Genomic DNA, 19,044 nt, shown 5'->3' with positions numbered 1-19,044 from the left:
GAGAATATTCGGCTATGTGTTTTTTCGTAGTTATAAATTGGTAAACATAGAATAATAATGAAAAGATTACTCGGATTGATTGGGATTTTGATTGGAATAGTATCTATTTGCCGGGCGGACGAAAAATGCCGGATTATTCTCCCAGACCGACAGGAGGAAAGTTACGTCAGCCAAGACTCTTTTCCATTATATAAAAAGGTGGAAGCTACTATTGAAGACCGGGTGGCAGATTTACTCTCACGCATGAATGTGCGTGAGAAGATTCTTCAACTGACCCAGTATATTGTAGGAGATAATGATAATGCCAATAATCTGGGGCATGCGCCCGAAAGTATTCCTCCCGAACTAGGTTCCTGTATTTATATGGAGACAGGACCGGAATTACGTAATCGGGTGCAACAGGCAGCCATGGAGAAATCGAGGCTTGGCATTCCGATGCTGTTCGGATACGATGCTATTCACGGATTCCGCACTATTTATCCGATAGGGCTGGCACAGGCTTGTTCGTGGAATCCGGAACTGGTACGTCAGGCCAACCGGGTTTTGGCGCAGGAAACGTATGACGCGGGAGTGAACTGGACGTTTGCTCCGATGATTGATGTCTGCCGTGATCCGCGATGGGGGCGGATAGCGGAGGGATTCGGAGAAGATCCTTATACCCAAGGAGTGTTTGCGGCAGCTTCTGTTCGTGGTCTGCAGGGAGATGATTTATCTGCCAGACATTCTATAGCTTCCTGTTTGAAACATTATGTCGGCTATGGAGCTTCTCAAGCCGGTATTGATTATGCTGCCACAGAGATTTCTCAACAAACATTGTGGGATACTTATCTTCCTCCTTTTGAAGCTGGAGTGAAAGCCGGTGCAGCTACAGTGATGAGCGCATTTAATGATATAAGCGGAGTTCCGGCTTCTGCCAATTACTATACGTTGACGGAAGTGCTGCGTGACCGATGGGGATTTCAGGGATTTGTTGTTACGGACTGGGATGCTACCAAGCAATTGATATCGCAGGGTGCGGCAGCAGATGGCAAGGAGGCCGCCGCATTGTCAATAAATGCAGGAGTGGATATGAATATGAATGATAATTTGTATAATGAGCATCTCGAACAATTGCTTAAAGAAAATAAAGTTTCGATGGAGAGACTGGATGAAGCCGTTGGGCGTGTGTTGCGTGTGAAATTCCGCTTGGGATTGTTTGAACACCCTTACACTGAAGAATTGCCGGAACGGCAACGTGTCTTGTTACCCGAAAGTAGGGAGGTTGCCCGGAAACTGTCGGAAGAAAGCATGGTGTTATTGAAGAACAATAATCGCATATTACCGTTGACGTCTCAAAAGAGAATAGCCATGATAGGTCCTTTGGCAAACAGCCGGAAAGATTTGTTGGGCGCATGGGCGGCTCATGGGGAAGAAAAAGAAGTGATTTCAATGTTTGCAGGACTGAAAAAAATGTTGGCGGGTAAGGCCGAAGTATTTTATGCTCAAGGATGTGGACTGGACGGTGAAGATACTTCCGGATTCGCTGAAGCATTGGAGATAGCCCGGCAAGCGGATGTGGTGATGGTTTGCATCGGAGAACATCTGTTTTGGTCCGGTGAGAATACTAGCCGTTCAGTTATAGAACTGCCTGACATTCAATATCAATTAGTACATGAAATGAAAAAGTCCGGTAAACCGATAGTGCTTTTGTTGGCTAGTGGCCGACCTATCGGACTAGGGAAAATAGAACCTTTATGTGATGCAATTCTTGCAACCTGGCATAGTGGAACGGAAACGGGTACTGCATTGGCTGGTATTCTTACGGGAAAAGTGAATCCTTCCGGTAAGTTGTCTGTAACATTCCCGTATAGCAGCGGACAGATCCCTGTCTTTTATAATACCCGGCAGAGTTCCCGTACATTTATGGGATTCTATCAGGATATACCAAGTAAACCTCTTTATGAATTTGGATATGGATTGAGCTATACCTCTTATATATATGGTGATATTCGTTCGGATAAAGTGCGTATGAAGAAAAATGAAACATTGTCGATAGAAATTGCGGTTACTAATCGGGGTGAATATGATGGAATGGAAACAGTACATTGGTTTATTTCGGATCCCGTTTGCCGGATTACCCGCCCTGTCAGAGAGTTACGTCATTTTGAAAAAAAAGAGATAAAAAAAGGGTTGACGGAAACATTCTGTTTCGAGCTTGAACCTGTGCGCGACCTAAGTTATGTGGACCGGAATGGAGAACGTTTTCTGGAAGCCGGATTGTATCGTATATTGGTGAAAGATAAACAGTTAGATATATGGATAGATGAATAAAGTAACTCTCCTTTCTTAATATATAGTCGTTTAGATTGCAGTTTGGGTATGAACCTGTATATATTGATTGCGTCGTTGCTGCACTGTTTTGAATTAAGCGGTATGCCTTTCATTTTTTTTCAGACTACATAAACAATTTATCCGACACCCGGGTCTCAATGATACCGACACCCGGGTCTTAGGTATGCTGACACCCGGGTCTCAATGGCATTGACACCCGGGTGTCAGATAGTTCTCCAGTACTAAGCATTTTTTCTTTTTTTACTAGAGCAAACAAAACTCTGATACGGCTAAACATTTATTCATCCCGTACAGGCATGAACAAGATTCACCTCTGCGTCCTCTCGTCCTCTGTGGTGAATAAATTCATTTCCACATCGAAAGGAGCTAAGCAGCAAGAATGGAACAGTTTCAGGAGTCAGTCCCAATGAAGAGATCAACTGATTTTTGGAGTATTTATCTTTTGGTAAACAGCCTTTTATACGAATAGCTTAATCAGATTCACAAAATCCTTTCCGTATTTCTTCTTTTTATATTCTCCGATACCGCTGATCTCTCCAAATTCTTCAATAGTGGTAGGGCGGGAAACACTAAGCAGATGAAGTACTTTGTCCGATAAGACAATGTAGGCGGGCAAAGCTTCCTGATCGGCAAGCTGTTTTCTTAATCCTCGCAATGCTTCGAACAAATCTTGGCTTTCACCGCCTGCCGCGCCGAAGGGGAGTTCTTTGGCGATAACTACTTTCTTCTTTCTTCCTTTTTGAGTAGCAGCTTCTTCGTGGCGGATGACTACTAATGTTGCCTTAGCTCTTCCAAAGAGAATATCGCTTCCGCTTGCAGTAATTTTAAGATGATTGTTCTCATTATAAGCTATTTCAAAGTAGCCGAGTTGCAGCATTTGGAGCAGATAATCTTGCCAGTCACGAGGAGGGATGTCGCGCCCGGCACCAAACGTTTTAAGTTCCTGATAACCTTTTCCGGTAACTTCTGCGGAATAGTTTCCGCGGAGAATATCAATCAACAGTCCTGTGCTGATTTGTTGTTCCGTACGTGCGATAGCACTTAATGCTTTTTGCACGATGACCGTACCGTCAAATCGTTGAGGTGGATTTTTACAAACATCGCAGTTCCCACAATCCTCTGTTGTTGTTTCTCCGAAGTAGCTTAATAAGATTCTGCGTCGACAAATGTCGGCCTCTGCATATTGTTGCATGCGTTGAAGCTTTTCCAGATTGATGTTTTGCTGATTACTTTCTGAAGCAAACTTGGTTAGTAATATTAAGTCTCCGAGTGAATAAAAAAGGATAGTGCTGCTGGGAAGCCCATCTCGTCCGGCACGTCCTATTTCCTGATAAAAGCTTTCTATACTTTTAGGCAGATTATAATGCATGACCCAGCGAACATTTGATTTATCAATTCCCATTCCAAAGGCAATGGTGGCACATACCACCTGTATGCGGTCGTTAATAAAATCATCTTGTGTTTCGTCCCGGTGTTGAGTGGATAATCCGGCATGATAAACGCCGCAACGGATACCCTGCTTTTGCAACATCTGTGCGACGGTTTCCGTCTTATTCCGACTCATGCAGTAAATAATCCCACTTTCTCCTTCGTGGCGATGAATAAAATCTAAGATAGCTTTGTTCTTTTCCTTCGCTTGAAAACCGCGTTTCACAGTCAGGCTGATGTTGGGGCGGTCGAACGATGAAATGAAGACGCGGGGACGGTCGAGATGTAATTGCTGTATGATATCTTTGCGCGTGATTTTATCCGCAGTGGCAGTTAGTGCGACAATCGGTATTTGCGGAAATTGTTGGTGGAGTACCCCCATTTGTGTGTATTCCGGACGGAAATCATGTCCCCATTGCGAAATACAATGAGCTTCATCAATAGCAAACAGAGAGATATTCATATCCCGTAATAAATAATCCTTTTCTGCTAAAAGTTTTTCCGGTGAAATGTAAAGTAGCTTCAGTCGCCCCTCGATGCAGGCACGTCGCAGATTAACGTTTTCCGTTTCGTCATTACTGCTGTTCAGTGCCCCGGCTGCGATGCCGTTTGCCAGCAATGCTTCTACCTGATCTTTCATCAATGAGATGAGTGGAGAAACGACAACGGCAGTGCCTTCACACAGCAGTGCGGGAAGTTGGTAGCAGATCGATTTCCCCCCACCAGTAGGCATTAATACCAATGTATCCTGTTTGTTCAGGACGTGGTGGATGATTTCTTCTTGTAGAGGACGGAAACTATCGTATCCGAAATATGTCTTTAGAGTTTCTCTCATTGATGCTGATTTATCCATGCTGCAAAGGTACATTTTTCTTTGGCAATTTTCATTATGTGTAGATTTCAGTTTCTGATATGAATTATAAATAAGTTAAAGTTTCTTATTATTCAACCCTATTCCCTCTTTTTCAAGGTTTTTGATTGTTTATTTAGAAAAAAAATGCACAAAATAATTGTGTGTTTAAAAAAAAAGTAAGACATTTGTAACATGTTATGTTGCAAATGAGCAATAATTAACAAATGAACAAACCCTAACCAGTTAATTCAATGAGTGATTTAGAGAACAAAAAAACGGAAGAAACTCCGAAAAAACGTCCCTACAATTTGAGGGAAAAGAAAGAAAAAAAGGCTGCATACAGGTCTTTGATTAGACCGGAATTGGCAGACGAGTTGTATGACAAGATCCTGAATATCATCGTTGTACAGAAGAAGTACAAGGATCCTGATTATTCAGCTAAGGACTTGGCGAAAGAATTGAAAACGAATACTCGTTACCTTTCTGCAGTAGTAAACTCACGCTTTGGCATGAACTATTCTTGCCTGTTGAATGAATACAGAGTAAAAGATGCTTTGCATTTATTGACTGACAAACGTTATGCCGACAAAAATGTGGAAGAAATTAGTGCCATGGTTGGCTTTGCAAATCGTCAATCTTTTTACGCTGCATTTTACAAAAACGTAGGTGAGACTCCTAATGGATATCGCAAAAAACATCTCGAAAATAAGAAATAATTGCGCGTTCCGAAACTAGTCAAAAGGAATTACCTCTAAATGAAAGATTTTGGAGATAATTCCTTTTCTCATTTTAATTAATCAATACTAACATTATGAGAAAACATCTGATTTTAATGACAGTGGCCGCCACGCTCTTAACATCGTGCGGAGGAAGTAAAACAACAACTGCTGAAGCAGAAAAATTTGATTATACAGTGGAACAATTTGCTGATTTACAAATATTGCGTTATAAGGTTCCCGGATTTGAGGAACTGACGCTGAAACAGAAGGAACTGATTTATTACCTGACAGAGGCTGCTCTGGAAGGAAGGGATATTCTGTTTGACCAGAATGGAAAATATAATTTGAGAATCCGTAGGATGCTCGAAGCAGTATATACAAACTATCAGGGGGATAAAACGACGCCTGATTTTAAAAACATGGAGGTGTACTTGAAAAGGGTATGGTTCTCCAATGGTATTCATCATCACTATGGTACGGAGAAATTTGTGCCGAACTTCTCACAGGAATTCTTGAAACAGGCCGTGCTCGGTCTGGATGCCAAGTTGCTTCCGCTGGAGAAAGGGCAGACTGCCGATCAACTTTGTGCAGAGCTGTTCCCGGTGATTTTCGACCCGGCGGTTATGCTGAAGCGGGTAAACCAGGCGGATGGCGAAGATCTTGTGTTGACCTCTGCTTGTAACTATTATGATGGAGTGACGCAGAAAGAGGCGGAAAGTTTCTATAGCGTGCTGAAAGATCCGAAAGATGAAACACCGGTTTCTTATGGACTGAACAGTCGTTTGGTAAAAGAAAACGGGAAGTTGACAGAGAAGGTTTGGAAAGTAGGCGGACTCTATACACAAGCAATTGAGAAGATTGTTTATTGGCTGAAGAAAGCGGAAGGTGTGGCAGAAAATGAAGCACAAAAAGCTGTTATCACCAAGCTGATTCAATTCTATGAAACCGGTGATCTGAAAGATTTCGATGAATATTCGATTCTGTGGGTGAAAGACCTTGATTCACGAATCGACTTTGTGAACGGATTTACTGAAAGTTATGGCGACCCGCTGGGGATGAAAGCGAGTTGGGAATCTTTGGTGAACTTCAAAGATCTGGAATCGACACATCGTACGGAGATTATCAGCAGTAACGCGCAATGGTTTGAAGATCATTCTCCGGTTGATAAATCTTTCAAGAAAGAAAAGGTGAAAGGGGTATCGGCTAAAGTGATTACTGCTGCTATCCTTGCAGGTGATCTTTATCCTGCAACAGCTATCGGTATCAATCTGCCGAATGCTAACTGGATTCGTGCTCATCACGGCTCTAAGTCAGTAACAATCGGAAATATAACAGACGCTTATAATAAAGCCGCTCACGGAAACGGATTCAACGAAGAATTTGTTTATAGCGATGCTGAAATACAACTGATTGATGCCTATTCTGACTTAACGGACGAGCTGCATACGGACTTGCACGAATGTTTGGGACACGGTTCCGGTAAGTTGCTTCCGGGCGTAGATCCGGATGCATTGAAGGCTTATGGCTCTACCATCGAAGAGGCACGTGCTGATTTATTCGGATTGTATTATGTAGCCGATCCGAAGCTGGTGGAACTGGGATTGCTCTCTTCTCCCGATGCTTATAAGGCTCAATACTATACTTATCTGATGAACGGGTTGATGACACAACTGGTACGTATCGAACCGGGAAATAGTGTTGAAGAAGCTCACATGCGCAATCGCCAGCTGATAGCCCGTTGGGTATTTGAAAAAGGAGCTGCCGATAAAGCGGTGGAACTGGTGAAGAAAGACGGAAAGACTTATGTGGTTATCAATGACTATCAGAAGGTACGTCAGCTTTTCGGCGAATTATTAGCTGAAATTCAGCGCATCAAGTCGACTGGCGATTTTGAAGGTGCTCGTACATTGGTAGAAAACTATGCGGTAAAAGTGGATCCGGCTCTGCATGCAGAAGTTCTGGAACGCTATAAGAAGCTGAATCTAGCTCCTTACAAAGGCTTTGTGAATCCGAAATACGAACTGGTGACAGATGAAAACGGAACTGTTACAGATGTCACAGTTTCCTATGATGAAGGTTATGTAGAACAAATGCTGCGTTACAGCACTGATTATTCTCCGCTGCCTTCAATAAACAACTGATTTGAAATGGATATAAAAGAACAATTAAAAGATATCAAGACACAGCTCCGTCTCTCTATGAACGGGGCTGTGTCCCAAAGTATGCGTGAGAAAGGGCTGGTTTATAAACTCAATTTCGGAGTGGAACTGCCTCGTATCAAGATGATTGCCGAAAGTTATGAGAAGAATCATGATCTGGCACAGGCTCTGTGGAAAGAGGACATTCGCGAATGTAAAATTCTGGCGGGGATGCTTCAGCCGATTGAAACGTTTTATCCTGAGATAGCCGACATTTGGGTAGAAAATATCCGGAATATCGAAATAGCCGAGCTGACTTGCATGAATCTCTTCCAGCATTTGCCGTATGCTCCGGCCAAATCTTTTCACTGGATTGCAGATGAGCAAGAGTATATACAGACTTGCGGTTTTCTGACTGCTGCCCGTCTTCTGATGAAGAAAGGGGATATGACCGAACGCGCCTCCGGCGAATTACTCGATCAGGCAATCTGTGCTGTACATTCCAACAGTTATCATGTTCGTAACGCTGCTTTATTGGTTATCCGCAAATATATGCAGCATAGTGAAGAACATGCCTTTCAAGTATGCCGTCTGGTGGAGGGAATGGCTGATTCTACCTTGGAAGGGGAGCAGATGCTCTACAACATGGTGAAAGAAGAGACTGAAGAATAATTAACCCATTACTTATTTCTAGGAATTTCTTTTGCTTTCCGCAAAAAAGGCTTAACTTTGTTCGCGCTAATTTTGGCTGATGATGGAAACTCAAAACGTGAAAGATACAGTAAGGCAGATATTCACGGAATATCTCACGGCGAACGGGCATCGTAAGACTCCTGAACGCTACGCCATACTCGATACTATTTATTCTATCGACGGTCATTTCGATATTGACATGCTTTATTCACGGATGATGGACCAGGAGAATTTCCGGGTGAGCCGTGCAACTCTCTACAACACCATTATCCTCCTTATCAATGCACGACTGGTCATTAAGCATCAGTTTGGCACTTCTTCCCAATACGAAAAATCATATAATCGCGAGACACATCATCATCAGATATGTACTCAATGTGGTAGAGTGACCGAGTTTCAGAACGAGGAATTACAGCATGCCATTGAAAATACGAAATTGAGCCGCTTCCAGCTTTCGCATTACTCCTTATATATATATGGAGTATGTAGTAAGTGCGACAGAGCTAACAAACGGAAAAAAGTAAATAACAACAATAAAAAAGAAAAATGAAAGTAGATGTTCTATTAGGATTACAATGGGGCGACGAAGGTAAAGGAAAAGTAGTCGACGTTTTAACACCTAAGTATGATGTGGTTGCTCGTTTTCAGGGCGGCCCGAATGCCGGTCACACGCTTGAGTTCGAAGGACAGAAATATGTGCTCCGCTCTATTCCTTCCGGTATTTTTCAAGGAAACAAGGTAAACATCATCGGTAACGGTGTGGTACTTGATCCGGCATTGTTTAAGGCAGAGGCAGAAGCGCTTGAAGCATCAGGTCATCCGCTGAAAGAACGTTTGCACATTTCAAAGAAAGCTCATCTGATTCTTCCGACACACCGCATTCTGGATGCTGCATACGAAGCAGCCAAAGGAGACGCCAAAGTAGGAACTACCGGCAAGGGTATCGGCCCTACTTATACGGATAAAGTGAGCCGTAACGGTGTTCGTGTAGGTGATATTCTTCATAATTTCGACCAGAAGTATGCTGCCGCAAAAGCTCGTCACGAACAAATTCTGAAGAGCCTGAATTATGAATACGATCTTACTGAACTGGAAAAAGCATGGTTGGAAGGTATCGAATACCTGAAACAATTCCATTTTGTAGATAGCGAACATGAAGTGAATAATCTGTTGAAAGATGGTAAGAGCGTTCTTTGTGAAGGAGCGCAGGGTACTATGCTTGATATTGATTTCGGTTCATATCCGTTCGTGACTTCTTCCAATACCGTATGTGCGGGAGCCTGCACCGGACTGGGAGTGGCGCCTAACCGTATCGGTGAAGTATATGGTATCTTCAAAGCATACTGTACTCGTGTAGGAGCAGGCCCGTTCCCATCAGAACTGTTTGATGAAACAGGTGACAAGATGTGTACTTTGGGACATGAATTCGGTTCTGTTACCGGACGTAAACGTCGTTGTGGATGGATCGACCTGGTAGCGCTGAAGTATTCCGTTATGATAAACGGGGTTACCAAATTGATTATGATGAAGAGCGATGTACTCGATACTTTCGAAACAATCAAAGCTTGTGTTGCCTACAAAGTGAATGGTGAAGAAATCGATTATTTCCCGTATGACATCACAGAAGGGGTAGAACCTGTTTATGCAGAGCTTCCGGGCTGGCAGACAGATATGACCAAGATGCAGAGCGAAGATGAATTCCCGGAAGAGTTCAACGCTTATCTGACTTTCCTGGAAGAACAACTTGGCGTAGAAATCAAGATTGTTTCTGTAGGACCGGACAGAGCACAGACGATCGAACGTTATACAGAAGAATAACCATTGATTTATTATATGGAGGAAAGGCGGAGATTGAAGAAAAACTCCGCCTTTTTTATTCAAGCCTTTGTAGTCTATTCTAAACACACAGAAAAATAATGTACGCCTTATGAAAACACGTTTTATTACTTTCCTTTTGTTGTTCGTCATGAACTTGGGAGCATTTGCACAGTCTCCTTATCAGCCTGCCGAAGAGAATCTGAAAGCACGGCAGGAATTTCAGGACAATAAGTTTGGTATTTTTCTTCATTGGGGGCTATATGCCATGCTCGCTACCGGTGAGTGGACTATGACAAACAATAATCTGAATTATAAAGAGTATGCCAAACTGGCAGGTGGATTTTATCCTTCCAAGTTTAATGCCGATAAATGGGTGGAGGCTATTAAAGCTTCGGGAGCCAAATATATCTGTTTTACTAGCCGTCATCACGAAGGTTTTTCTATGTTCGATACTAAGTATTCGGATTATAACGTAGTCAAAGCCACTCCTTTTAAAAGAGATATTGTGAAAGAACTGGCAGCTGCCTGTGCCAAGCAGGGAATCAAGCTTCATTTTTATTATTCTCATCTTGACTGGGCGCGTGAGGACTATCCCTGGGGACGTACAGGACAGGGGACGGGACGTTCGAACTCGAAAGGGGATTGGAAAAGCTATTATCAATTCATGAATAACCAGTTGACGGAGTTACTGACGAATTATGGTCCGGTAGGTGCCATCTGGTTTGACGGATGGTGGGATCAACCTAAATCTTTTAACTGGGAATTACCGGAGCAGTATGCTTTGATTCATAAACTCCAACCGGGCTGCCTGGTGGGTAACAATCATCATCAGACGCCTTTTGATGGAGAAGATATTCAGATTTTCGAACGCGATCTGCCGGGTGAGAATGCTTCGGGACTTTCTGGACAGGAGGTGAGTCGCTTGCCGTTGGAAACTTGCGAAACAATGAATGGTATGTGGGGATATAAGATTACCGACCAGAATTATAAATCTACAAAGACATTGATTCACTATCTGGTGAAGGCAGCCGGTAAGAATGCCAATCTTTTGATGAATATCGGCCCTCAACCTGATGGGGAACTTCCTGCGGTAGCTGTGCAACGCTTGGCAGAGATGGGAGAGTGGATGAAACAATATGGCGAAACGATCTATGGAACACGAAGCGGCATAGTTGCTCCGCATGATTGGGGAGTGACCACACAAAAAGGAAATAAACTCTATGTACATATCCTCGACCTGAAAGATGCAGCTTTGTTCCTGCCATTGACAGGCAAGAAGGTTAAGAAAGCAGTCTTGTTTAAAGATCAGTCTCCGGTTCGTTTCACAAAGACGAAAGCCGGTGTTTTGCTCGAATTCGCCGAGGTACCGAAAGATATTGACTATGTAGTAGAACTGACAATTGACTAATTTTTAGCTAATTCTTCATAAAAGCAAGGGGAAACTATTCTGACATTGAACGTTTCCCCTTATTTTTGGCAAACAATTTGTTTATAGATATATAGAGTAATAATTAAAATTGAAAAGTATATGATGTCTTATTGGGTATTATTTATAGGAATCGCTGTTGTCAGTTGGTTGGTACAGATGAATTTGCAAAACAAATTCAAGAAGTACTCTAAGATTCCTACAGGAAACGGAATGACAGGACGCGACGTTGCTTTGAAGATGTTGCATGACAATGGTATTTATGATGTGCAGGTTACACATACGCCGGGACGATTGACCGACCACTACAATCCTACTAACAAAACAGTGAATTTGAGTGAAGGCGTGTATGAAAGTAACAGCATCATGGCGGCTGCCGTAGCGGCCCATGAATGTGGACACGCTGTGCAGCATGCACGTATGTATGCTCCGTTGAAGATGCGTAGTGCGCTGGTTCCGGTTGTGAACTTTGCTTCTTCCATTATGACGTGGGTATTGTTGGGTGGTATCTTGCTGATAAACTCTTTCCCGCAGTTATTGTTGGCAGGTATTATCCTGTTTGCTATGACTACACTGTTCAGCTTTATCACGCTGCCGGTGGAAATCAATGCAAGTAAACGTGCATTGGTATGGTTGAGTTCATCCGGCATTACTAATTCGTACAATCATGCACAGGCAGAAGACGCTCTTCGTTCAGCTGCTTATACGTATGTAGTTGCTGCATTAGGTTCATTAGCAACATTGGTTTACTACATCATGATCTTCATGGGTAGAAGAGACTAAGAAATGAAAAAGGGAAAAGGCAGTTTTGCCAGCTTCCTTCTATAGAATAAAAAGGGATCCTCCGCAGTCTTTCCAAAGACTATGGAGGATTTTTTCAAATATATGTAAGCATTGCTCGGAAATTTGCAGTAAATTTGCACAATTAAAATTATAAACAGTAATATTATGGCAGCAAAACCAAGTATTCCTAAAGGAACTCGTGACTTTTCGCCGGTAGAAATGGCGAAGCGTAATTATATATTCAATACGATTCGTGACGTATATCATTTGTATGGATTCCAGCAGATAGAGACTCCTTCGATGGAGATGCTTTCTACACTGATGGGAAAGTACGGCGATGAAGGGGATAAACTACTCTTTAAGATTCAAAATTCAGGAGATTACTTTTCCGGGATTACTGACGAAGAATTGTTAAGCCGTAATGCTGTCAAACTGGCAAGCAAATTTTGTGAGAAAGGTTTGCGTTATGACTTGACAGTACCTTTTGCTCGCTACGTCGTGATGCATCGTGATGAGATCACTTTCCCGTTCAAGCGCTATCAGATTCAACCGGTATGGCGTGCTGACCGTCCGCAGAAGGGACGCTATCGTGAGTTTTATCAATGTGATGCCGATGTTGTAGGAAGTGATTCGTTATTGAACGAAGTGGAATTGATGCAGATTGTTGATACTGTTTTCAGTCGTTTCAATATTCGTGTATGTATTAAGATTAACAACCGTAAGATTCTTTCCGGTATCGCTGAAATTATAGGTGAATCGGATAAAATCGTCGATATTACTGTAGCGATTGATAAACTGGATAAAATAGGTTTGGATAATGTAAATGCCGAACTGAAAGAGAAGGGAATCAGTGATGAGGCTATTGCTAAGTTGCAGCCGATTATTCTCCTTAGCGGCACGAATGCGGAAAAGTTGGCAACATTGAAAAATGTATTATCAGCCAGTGAAGTAGGATTAAAGGGAGTGGAAGAGAGCGAATTTATCCTGAATACATTGGAAACAATGGGCTTGAAGAATGAAATCGAGCTTGACCTGACATTGGCTCGCGGACTGAATTACTATACAGGTGCTATCTTTGAAGTGAAAGCGTTGGATGTACAGATTGGCAGTATCACAGGTGGTGGTCGCTATGATAATCTGACCGGAGTATTTGGTATGGCAGGAGTGTCGGGAGTAGGTATCTCTTTCGGTGCAGACCGTATCTTCGACGTATTGAACCAGCTCGAACTTTATCCGAAAGAAGCTGTGAATGGAACAGAAGTTCTGTTTATCAACTTCGGTGAAAAGGAAGCTGCATTCTCTATGGGTATTTTATCGAAAGTGCGTGCTGCCGATATCCGTGCAGAGATTTTCCCGGATGCAGCCAAGATGAAGAAACAGATGAGCTATGCTAATGCAAAGAATATTCCGTTTGTAGCTATTGTCGGTGAGAATGAAATGAACGAAGGCAAAGCAATGCTGAAGAATATGGAGACAGGAGAACAGAATCTTGTTTCAGCAGAGGAGCTGATTGCTACTGTGAAGAAATAAGCAGCGATGAATTGAAATTATAAAATTATTAACTGCATCCCAAAAGTTGAGCAGTTAATAATTTACTGTATATTGCGAGAGTTCGGTATTGCACCGGACTCTTTCTTTTTGACCGGGATTTAATACTTTATTTGATCTAGCATTCCATTGAGGAAAGCAATCGCTACTCCATAATTCGTCATAGGAATGTGTTGCTCCCGCGCACGTTCGATGCGGCTAAGTACGTATTTACGATTGAACATGCATGCTCCGCAATGGATTACCAGCGAATAAGGAGTCAGGTCTTGTGGAAAGTCGGTTCCGGCTACCATATCAATTTGCAGATTCTCTCCAATTCGTTTCCGTAACAAATGGGGAAGTTTCACTCTTCCTATATCTTCGGAAAGGGGAGCGTGCGTACAAGCTTCCGCTATTAGTACACGTGACGATTCCGTCAGTCTTTCAATGGCAGCTGCACTTTCTACATAATAATGAATATCACCCTTATATCCTGCGAAAAGCACAGAGAAAGAGGTTAATTCACTTCCCTTTGGCTTCTGTTCATAAATCGTTTTGAAGACCTGTGAATCGGTGATGATTAATTTTGGAGGACGGGCAAGAGCTTGCAGGGTTGCCGGAAACTTGTCAGTAGTACAAGTCACTACGAGACATTTCTTGTCCAACAATTCACGGATAGTCTGTACTTGGGGCAGAATTAGTCTGCCTTTGGGAGCCTGAATATCCTGTGGCATAACCAGAAGTACAAGGTCGTTTTCTGTAACAAGCTCTCCAGTGATACTCTGTTGACCGAAATCCGAAGGCAGCTTTTCGAGAATGGCTTGCCGGATCTGTTCAATTCCTGTCTTTTCTTTGGCGCTGATAAGTAATGGGCGTATTTTACATTCTTCCTCAATGTATGTAGCTAAGCTATCACTGTTCTCTCTTATATCTATTTTATTCAATACCAGAATGACAGGGATATTCTTCTCTTTCAATAGTGCCAGCATCTCTTTTTCATGAGAAAAGGTAGTATCTTCACATAGCAGCAATGCAATATCCGTTTTCTCAATAGCCTTTAAAGTCCGGCTGATACGCAGCTCTCCCAGTTCTCCCTCATCATCGAACCCCGGAGTATCTATAAACAAACACGGACCAATACCTTGAATTTCCATTGCTTTGGATACAAGGTCGGTAGTCGTTCCCGGAGTATCTGAAACGAGGGCGGTATCTTGTCCTGTCAATGCATTGATAAGAGAAGATTTACCACTGTTCCGTCTACCGAAAAGGGCTATATGAAGTCTGCTTGCATTTGGAGTATCTGTTAAGCTCATAATTACTAATTTATCAATCTGTTAATTCATGTACAGCCAATTGGCGCATCGACATATTAGCACATTGGCGTATTATTTAAAATCTAAAATCTCTTTGCCCTGCGGCTATGGATTTGAGGTTTCGGATAGCTATTTCCCTGATTTGGGGGTTGGGGATTCGGTCTGTTTCTTTTAGAATCAATTTCAATCCTTTCTGACGGGTATCTTCGGAAGCATAATCTTCCAGATACTCTTTCAGAGTCATCAGTGCATTGGGGCCGCAACAGTTGGCTATCTGACCGGATTTCACTAATGACATGAAACGGTCACCTGTCCGTCCTTCCCGGTAACAGGCAGTACAGAAGCTGGGGATATATCCGAGTTCTAGCAACCAATTGACCACCTCGTCCAATGTCCGGGTATCGCTTACGTCAAATTGTGCGGAATTATGATCGGGTAATTCCGTTTCAGCATATCCGCCTACACTGGTACGTGAGCCGCCGCTGATTTGTGAGATACCCAATTCGAGCACCTTTTTACGTGATTCTTGTGATTCACGTGTGGAAATAATCATTCCCGTATAAGGAACGGCAATTCGGATAACAGCTACAATCTTACTGAATATCTCATCAGAGATTGAATTCGGAAAATCTCCCGCATTAATGTCATCCGCCGAACAGATACGCGGCACACTGATTGTATGAGGACCTACACCAAATTTAGCTTCCAGATGTTCGGCATGCATTAACAATCCGATAAAATCATACCGATAAGTATTCAAACCGAAAAGCACACCAATACCTACATCATCGATTCCCCCTTCCATGGCACGGTCCATCGCTTCGGTGTGATAGGCATAATTGCTTTTCGGACCGGTGGGATGAAGTGCTTCGTAGTTGTCCTTGTGATAAGTCTCCTGGAATAAGATATACGTACCGATACCTGCTTCTTTTAATTGGCGATAATTTTCTACTGTAGTAGCTGCGATATTTACGTTTACCCGGCGGATCGCTCCATTTTTATGTTTGATACTGTAAATCGTCTGAATAGATTCAAGAATGTATTCTATCGGATTTAGTGACGGATGCTCACCCGCTTCAAGAGCGAGCCGCTTATGTCCCATGTCCTGCAAAGCAATCACTTCCCTGCGAATTTCCTCCTGCGTCAGTTTCTTGCGTACAATCGTCTTGTTTTTAGCATGATACGGACAATATACGCAACCATTTACGCAATAGTTCGACAAATAAAGCGGTGCGAACATGACGATACGGTTGCCATAAAACTTCTGTTTGATTTCTTTGGCGAGATGAAAGATACGTTCTATCAGGTCAGGTTGGTTACATTCCAGCAGAATAGCCGCTTCCCGGTGCGTCAGTCCCTTGCACAAAGCCGCTTTTTCAATCAGTTGTTCAATCAGGACACGGTTATCCTTATTGTTCTGCGCATATTCCAGCGTATCCAGAATCTCCTCATGATGGATAAACTCTTCTGCTTTTGATGAATCTTTTTGGTATATCATATATTCTCTGTAGTGTACTTAAAGTCGCCTCTTTCGGTAGAAATCTCGTAGCCGATGGTCTTCAATTGCTTTTGTAAGGCAGCCAGCCCTTCGGCAGATTCCGCTCCGAGTGAAGCTTTGTCATTATATAATTCATATTTTTTCCGTTCCTCCCGAGGAGACAAGTTAGGCATAACCACATTCGCACCTGCTAAAATGCCTCGTTCCCTGCCATCAGGAATGAGAGTGGCAAGAGCTGTTGTTGCCGGAATCAATGCGGCCGGATGCATCAGGCGGAAGATGGATAATAGAAGAATGGTCTGTTCCACCGTTCCGTTGGGATGTCCCGCAAAAGGTGTGTCATGATGCGGCAGGAAAGGTCCGATGCCAATCATTTCCGGGCGGAGCTTTTCTATAAACAATATATCCTCAATGATATGCTCTACTGTTTGTCCCGGACTGCCGACCATAATTCCAGTTCCTGTCTGATAACCGATCTCTTTCAAATCTGCTAAACATTGCAGACGTTGTTTGCCGGACATTTCCGCCGGATGCAGTTGCCGGTAATGCGACTCATTATAAGTTTCGTGACGTAACAGATAACGGTTGGCTCCGGCACGGAAGAAACGTTCGTATGCCTCACGTGATTTTTCACCGAGCGACAGTGTAATAGCACAATCCGGATACTCCTGTCTGATACGGGCAACAGTCATTTCTATCTGATCGTCTGTTAGTGCAGGATCTTCTCCTCCTTGTAATACAAAGGTGCGGAATCCCAGTTCATAACCCTGTTTGCAACAGTTCAGTATACTCTCCTGGCTTAACCGGTAACGTTCGATATTCGGATTCCCTTTTCGGATACCACAGTAATAACAGTTGTTCCGGCAGCAGTTACTGATTTCAATCAGTCCGCGGATATAAATTTTATTTCCGAAGTGGAGGAGTGCGACTTCCTGCGCCTGTTTATTGATGTAACGCAGAATTTCTGCGTCACATCCGGTCAACAGTTGCCGGAACTCTTCCGGTGTCAGTGTTCTTTCCTGTCGTAGTTTATCGATCCATTGTTTCATAGCTCTCTTTCCGTTTGAGCAGCTCTTGTGCCAGTTGGCGACGTCCCGAAACAATGTCGTTATGCGTACTCGGTCCGGTGATACATCCTCCTTCGCATGCCATCACTTCAATAAATTGTCCGGCAGCCTTTCCTGTTTTGGCGCAGGCACGCAGCAAAGCGATATTCTTTTTATTGATGTCCGACACTTGTATCGCATTGATTTTCTCCGCTTCTTCTTTCAAATAAGCTTTGACAGCTCCCATCACACCACCTGCCTGTGCAAATCCGTGTGCTTCGCGAACGGAAGTATGCAATACGGAGAACTCCTGCATTTGTTCCAGCTGAATACCCAACCCGTCGAGAATCGAACCGATTTCTTCGAACGTCAGGATATAATCCACAGCTTCATCGCGGCGTACTTCTTTTCGTTTTGCCACACAAGGACCGACAAATACAATCTTAGCATCCGGATGCTTCTCTTTGGCAATCCGTGCAGCGTAGTACATCGGTGATCCGGTGGTAGAAACATAAGGTTTCATATCCGGAATATGTTTCTCTACCAATTCGATATAAGAAGGACAACAGGAAGTAGTCATAAACTTCTGTCCCTCTTCCAGCTTCTCCAACAATTCGTGGGCTTCATTGCTAGTGGTTGACATGGCACCTTCGGCCACTTCGATCACATCGGTAAATCCTATTTCCTTGAAAGCACCGTACACTTGTCCGATAGAAGTCTTAAACTGTCCCAAAATAGACGGAGCAATGATGGCAACCATCTTTTCTCCTTTCTTGATCCGTTGCAATACATCGAATGTTTGCGAAATTTCGAAGATAGCACCGAACGGACAAGCATTCATGCATTTTCCGCAATAGATACATTTGCTTTCATCAATATACTCTATACCATGTTCGTCTTTGCTGATAGCCTTTACCGGACAAGATTCTTCACAAGGCACGGGAATATATACGATAGCGTGGTAAGGACAACTTTTGTGACAAATACCACAACTGACACACGCGTCATGGTCAATCATTGCCTGGCCGTTTTTCTTGAAACGTATTGCATCCTTCGGGCAGTTCATGTAGCAGCTACGTGCCACACATCCGCGACAAAGGTTGGTTATTTCATAATTGATTTGCACACAGGAAGAACAGGCCTCGTCGATGACGCACATGATATTCTCCTTCTCCGGTTCGGGGCGACTCAAAGCCAATTGTGCATATTCGGAAAGCGGGGTAATTTCGTCGTGTTCGTCTGTCATATCCAGTCCCATCAGGGGAAAAGTCTTGTATCTCCACACTGCGCGTTCTTTATGTACGCAACACCGTCCTAGGGGTTTCGATTTTCGTGGACTCAACTCAATCGGAAGCCGGTCTATCTTTTCCACTAATTCATCGTTTTTCCAGAGTCTAACAAGGTCTGCCAGCAGTTTATGCCGGACAATCATAATATTATTCGTAAATGCCATATTGTAATAAAGAGGTTG

14 protein-coding genes are annotated in these 19,044 nt (G+C 43.1%); 9 read left to right on the top strand and 5 right to left on the bottom strand.

Annotated elements, in window-relative coordinates:
- Window positions 1-57 precede the first annotated feature (57 nt).
- Window positions 58-2,310 (top strand): glycoside hydrolase family 3 N-terminal domain-containing protein, encoded by a 2,253-nt coding sequence (locus tag CJF29_RS18060; RefSeq protein WP_099146559.1) that lies wholly within the window; start codon window positions 58-60, stop codon window positions 2,308-2,310.
- Between the two features lie 478 nt (window positions 2,311-2,788).
- Here CJF29_RS18060 and recQ read toward each other — a convergent pair whose 3' ends face one another.
- A complete protein-coding gene (gene recQ / locus CJF29_RS18055; protein ID WP_099146560.1) occupies window positions 2,789-4,594 on the bottom strand; it encodes a DNA helicase RecQ in 1,806 nt (601 codons plus the stop codon).
- A 269-nt stretch (window positions 4,595-4,863) separates the two neighbouring features.
- Here recQ and CJF29_RS18050 point away from each other — a divergent pair, with 269 nt between their 5' ends.
- The 8 genes from CJF29_RS18050 to hisS all read left to right on the top strand — a co-directional run bounded on the left by CJF29_RS18050 (window position 4,864) and on the right by hisS (window position 13,719).
- Window positions 4,864-5,328 (top strand): helix-turn-helix domain-containing protein, encoded by a 465-nt coding sequence (locus tag CJF29_RS18050; protein ID WP_004301101.1) that lies wholly within the window; start codon window positions 4,864-4,866, stop codon window positions 5,326-5,328.
- Window positions 5,329-5,423: 95 nt separating this feature from the next.
- Window positions 5,424-7,472 (top strand): dipeptidyl-peptidase 3 family protein, encoded by a 2,049-nt coding sequence (locus CJF29_RS18045; RefSeq protein WP_176553132.1) that lies wholly within the window; start codon window positions 5,424-5,426, stop codon window positions 7,470-7,472.
- A 6-nt stretch (window positions 7,473-7,478) separates the two neighbouring features.
- A complete protein-coding gene (locus CJF29_RS18040) occupies window positions 7,479-8,141 on the top strand; it encodes a DNA alkylation repair protein (RefSeq protein ID WP_074560006.1) in 663 nt (220 codons plus the stop codon).
- 82 nt (window positions 8,142-8,223) lie between these two features.
- Window positions 8,224-8,712 (top strand): Fur family transcriptional regulator, encoded by a 489-nt coding sequence (locus CJF29_RS18035; RefSeq protein ID WP_004327109.1) that lies wholly within the window; start codon window positions 8,224-8,226, stop codon window positions 8,710-8,712.
- Window positions 8,709-9,980: an adenylosuccinate synthase gene (locus CJF29_RS18030; RefSeq protein ID WP_004301093.1), complete on the top strand. Its 1,272-nt coding sequence runs from the start codon at window positions 8,709-8,711 to the stop codon at window positions 9,978-9,980. The genes CJF29_RS18035 and CJF29_RS18030 overlap by 4 nt, the downstream gene beginning before the upstream one ends.
- Window positions 9,981-10,089: 109 nt before the next feature.
- Window positions 10,090-11,388: an alpha-L-fucosidase gene (locus tag CJF29_RS18025; RefSeq protein WP_004311780.1), complete on the top strand. Its 1,299-nt coding sequence runs from the start codon at window positions 10,090-10,092 to the stop codon at window positions 11,386-11,388.
- Window positions 11,389-11,508: 120 nt separating this feature from the next.
- On the top strand, window positions 11,509-12,189 hold the full coding sequence (locus CJF29_RS18020) for a zinc metallopeptidase (RefSeq protein WP_004301089.1): 681 nt from the start codon (window positions 11,509-11,511) through the stop codon (window positions 12,187-12,189).
- A gap of 165 nt (window positions 12,190-12,354) precedes the next feature.
- Entirely contained in the window at window positions 12,355-13,719 is a 1,365-nt protein-coding gene (gene hisS / locus CJF29_RS18015) for a histidine--tRNA ligase (protein ID WP_099146562.1), read from the top strand.
- A gap of 119 nt (window positions 13,720-13,838) precedes the next feature.
- On the opposite strand, the gene hydF is transcribed toward hisS, so the two are convergent.
- The 4 genes from hydF to CJF29_RS17995 all read right to left on the bottom strand — a co-directional run bounded on the left by hydF (window position 13,839) and on the right by CJF29_RS17995 (window position 19,026).
- Window positions 13,839-15,029: a [FeFe] hydrogenase H-cluster maturation GTPase HydF gene (hydF, locus tag CJF29_RS18010; protein ID WP_099146563.1), complete on the bottom strand. Its 1,191-nt coding sequence runs from the start codon at window positions 15,027-15,029 to the stop codon at window positions 13,839-13,841.
- A 76-nt stretch (window positions 15,030-15,105) separates the two neighbouring features.
- The gene (gene hydG, locus CJF29_RS18005; RefSeq protein ID WP_176553133.1) at window positions 15,106-16,527 is read right to left on the bottom strand and encodes a [FeFe] hydrogenase H-cluster radical SAM maturase HydG; all 1,422 of its coding nucleotides are present in this window, start codon (window positions 16,525-16,527) and stop codon (window positions 15,106-15,108) included.
- Window positions 16,524-17,576: a [FeFe] hydrogenase H-cluster radical SAM maturase HydE gene (gene hydE, locus CJF29_RS18000; RefSeq protein WP_099146564.1), complete on the bottom strand. Its 1,053-nt coding sequence runs from the start codon at window positions 17,574-17,576 to the stop codon at window positions 16,524-16,526. The genes hydG and hydE overlap by 4 nt, the downstream gene beginning before the upstream one ends.
- On the bottom strand, window positions 17,557-19,026 hold the full coding sequence (locus CJF29_RS17995) for a 4Fe-4S dicluster domain-containing protein (RefSeq protein ID WP_099146565.1): 1,470 nt from the start codon (window positions 19,024-19,026) through the stop codon (window positions 17,557-17,559). Before CJF29_RS17995 ends, hydE begins: the two co-directional genes overlap by 20 nt.
- Window positions 19,027-19,044 lie beyond the last annotated feature (18 nt).

The sequence above is a fragment of the Bacteroides celer genome, from assembly GCF_002632415.2.
Lineage (GTDB): Bacteria > Bacteroidota > Bacteroidia > Bacteroidales > Bacteroidaceae > Bacteroides.
The sequence above is the reverse complement of the archived record's forward strand: the minus strand, read 5'-3'. Positions and strand labels throughout refer to the sequence as shown.

Excerpts from the sequence above, each read along its gene's own strand:
- CJF29_RS18025 (WP_004311780.1), top strand. The coding sequence starts at position 10,090 with ATGAAAACACGTTTTATTACTTTCCTTTTGTTGTTCGTCATGAACTTG.
- recQ (WP_099146560.1), bottom strand. The coding sequence starts at position 4,594 with ATGAGAGAAACTCTAAAGACATATTTCGGATACGATAGTTTCCGTCCT.
- hydE (WP_099146564.1), bottom strand. The coding sequence starts at position 17,576 with ATGAAACAATGGATCGATAAACTACGACAGGAAAGAACACTGACACCG.
- CJF29_RS18050 (WP_004301101.1), top strand. The coding sequence starts at position 4,864 with ATGAGTGATTTAGAGAACAAAAAAACGGAAGAAACTCCGAAAAAACGT.
- CJF29_RS18020 (WP_004301089.1), top strand. The coding sequence starts at position 11,509 with ATGATGTCTTATTGGGTATTATTTATAGGAATCGCTGTTGTCAGTTGG.
- CJF29_RS18060 (WP_099146559.1), top strand. The coding sequence starts at position 58 with ATGAAAAGATTACTCGGATTGATTGGGATTTTGATTGGAATAGTATCT.
- hydF (WP_099146563.1), bottom strand. The coding sequence starts at position 15,029 with ATGAGCTTAACAGATACTCCAAATGCAAGCAGACTTCATATAGCCCTT.
- hisS (WP_099146562.1), top strand. The coding sequence starts at position 12,355 with ATGGCAGCAAAACCAAGTATTCCTAAAGGAACTCGTGACTTTTCGCCG.
- CJF29_RS18030 (WP_004301093.1), top strand. The coding sequence starts at position 8,709 with ATGAAAGTAGATGTTCTATTAGGATTACAATGGGGCGACGAAGGTAAA.
- CJF29_RS17995 (WP_099146565.1), bottom strand. The coding sequence starts at position 19,026 with ATGGCATTTACGAATAATATTATGATTGTCCGGCATAAACTGCTGGCA.
- CJF29_RS18040 (WP_074560006.1), top strand. The coding sequence starts at position 7,479 with ATGGATATAAAAGAACAATTAAAAGATATCAAGACACAGCTCCGTCTC.
- CJF29_RS18035 (WP_004327109.1), top strand. The coding sequence starts at position 8,224 with ATGGAAACTCAAAACGTGAAAGATACAGTAAGGCAGATATTCACGGAA.
- CJF29_RS18045 (WP_176553132.1), top strand. The coding sequence starts at position 5,424 with ATGAGAAAACATCTGATTTTAATGACAGTGGCCGCCACGCTCTTAACA.
- hydG (WP_176553133.1), bottom strand. The coding sequence starts at position 16,527 with ATGATATACCAAAAAGATTCATCAAAAGCAGAAGAGTTTATCCATCAT.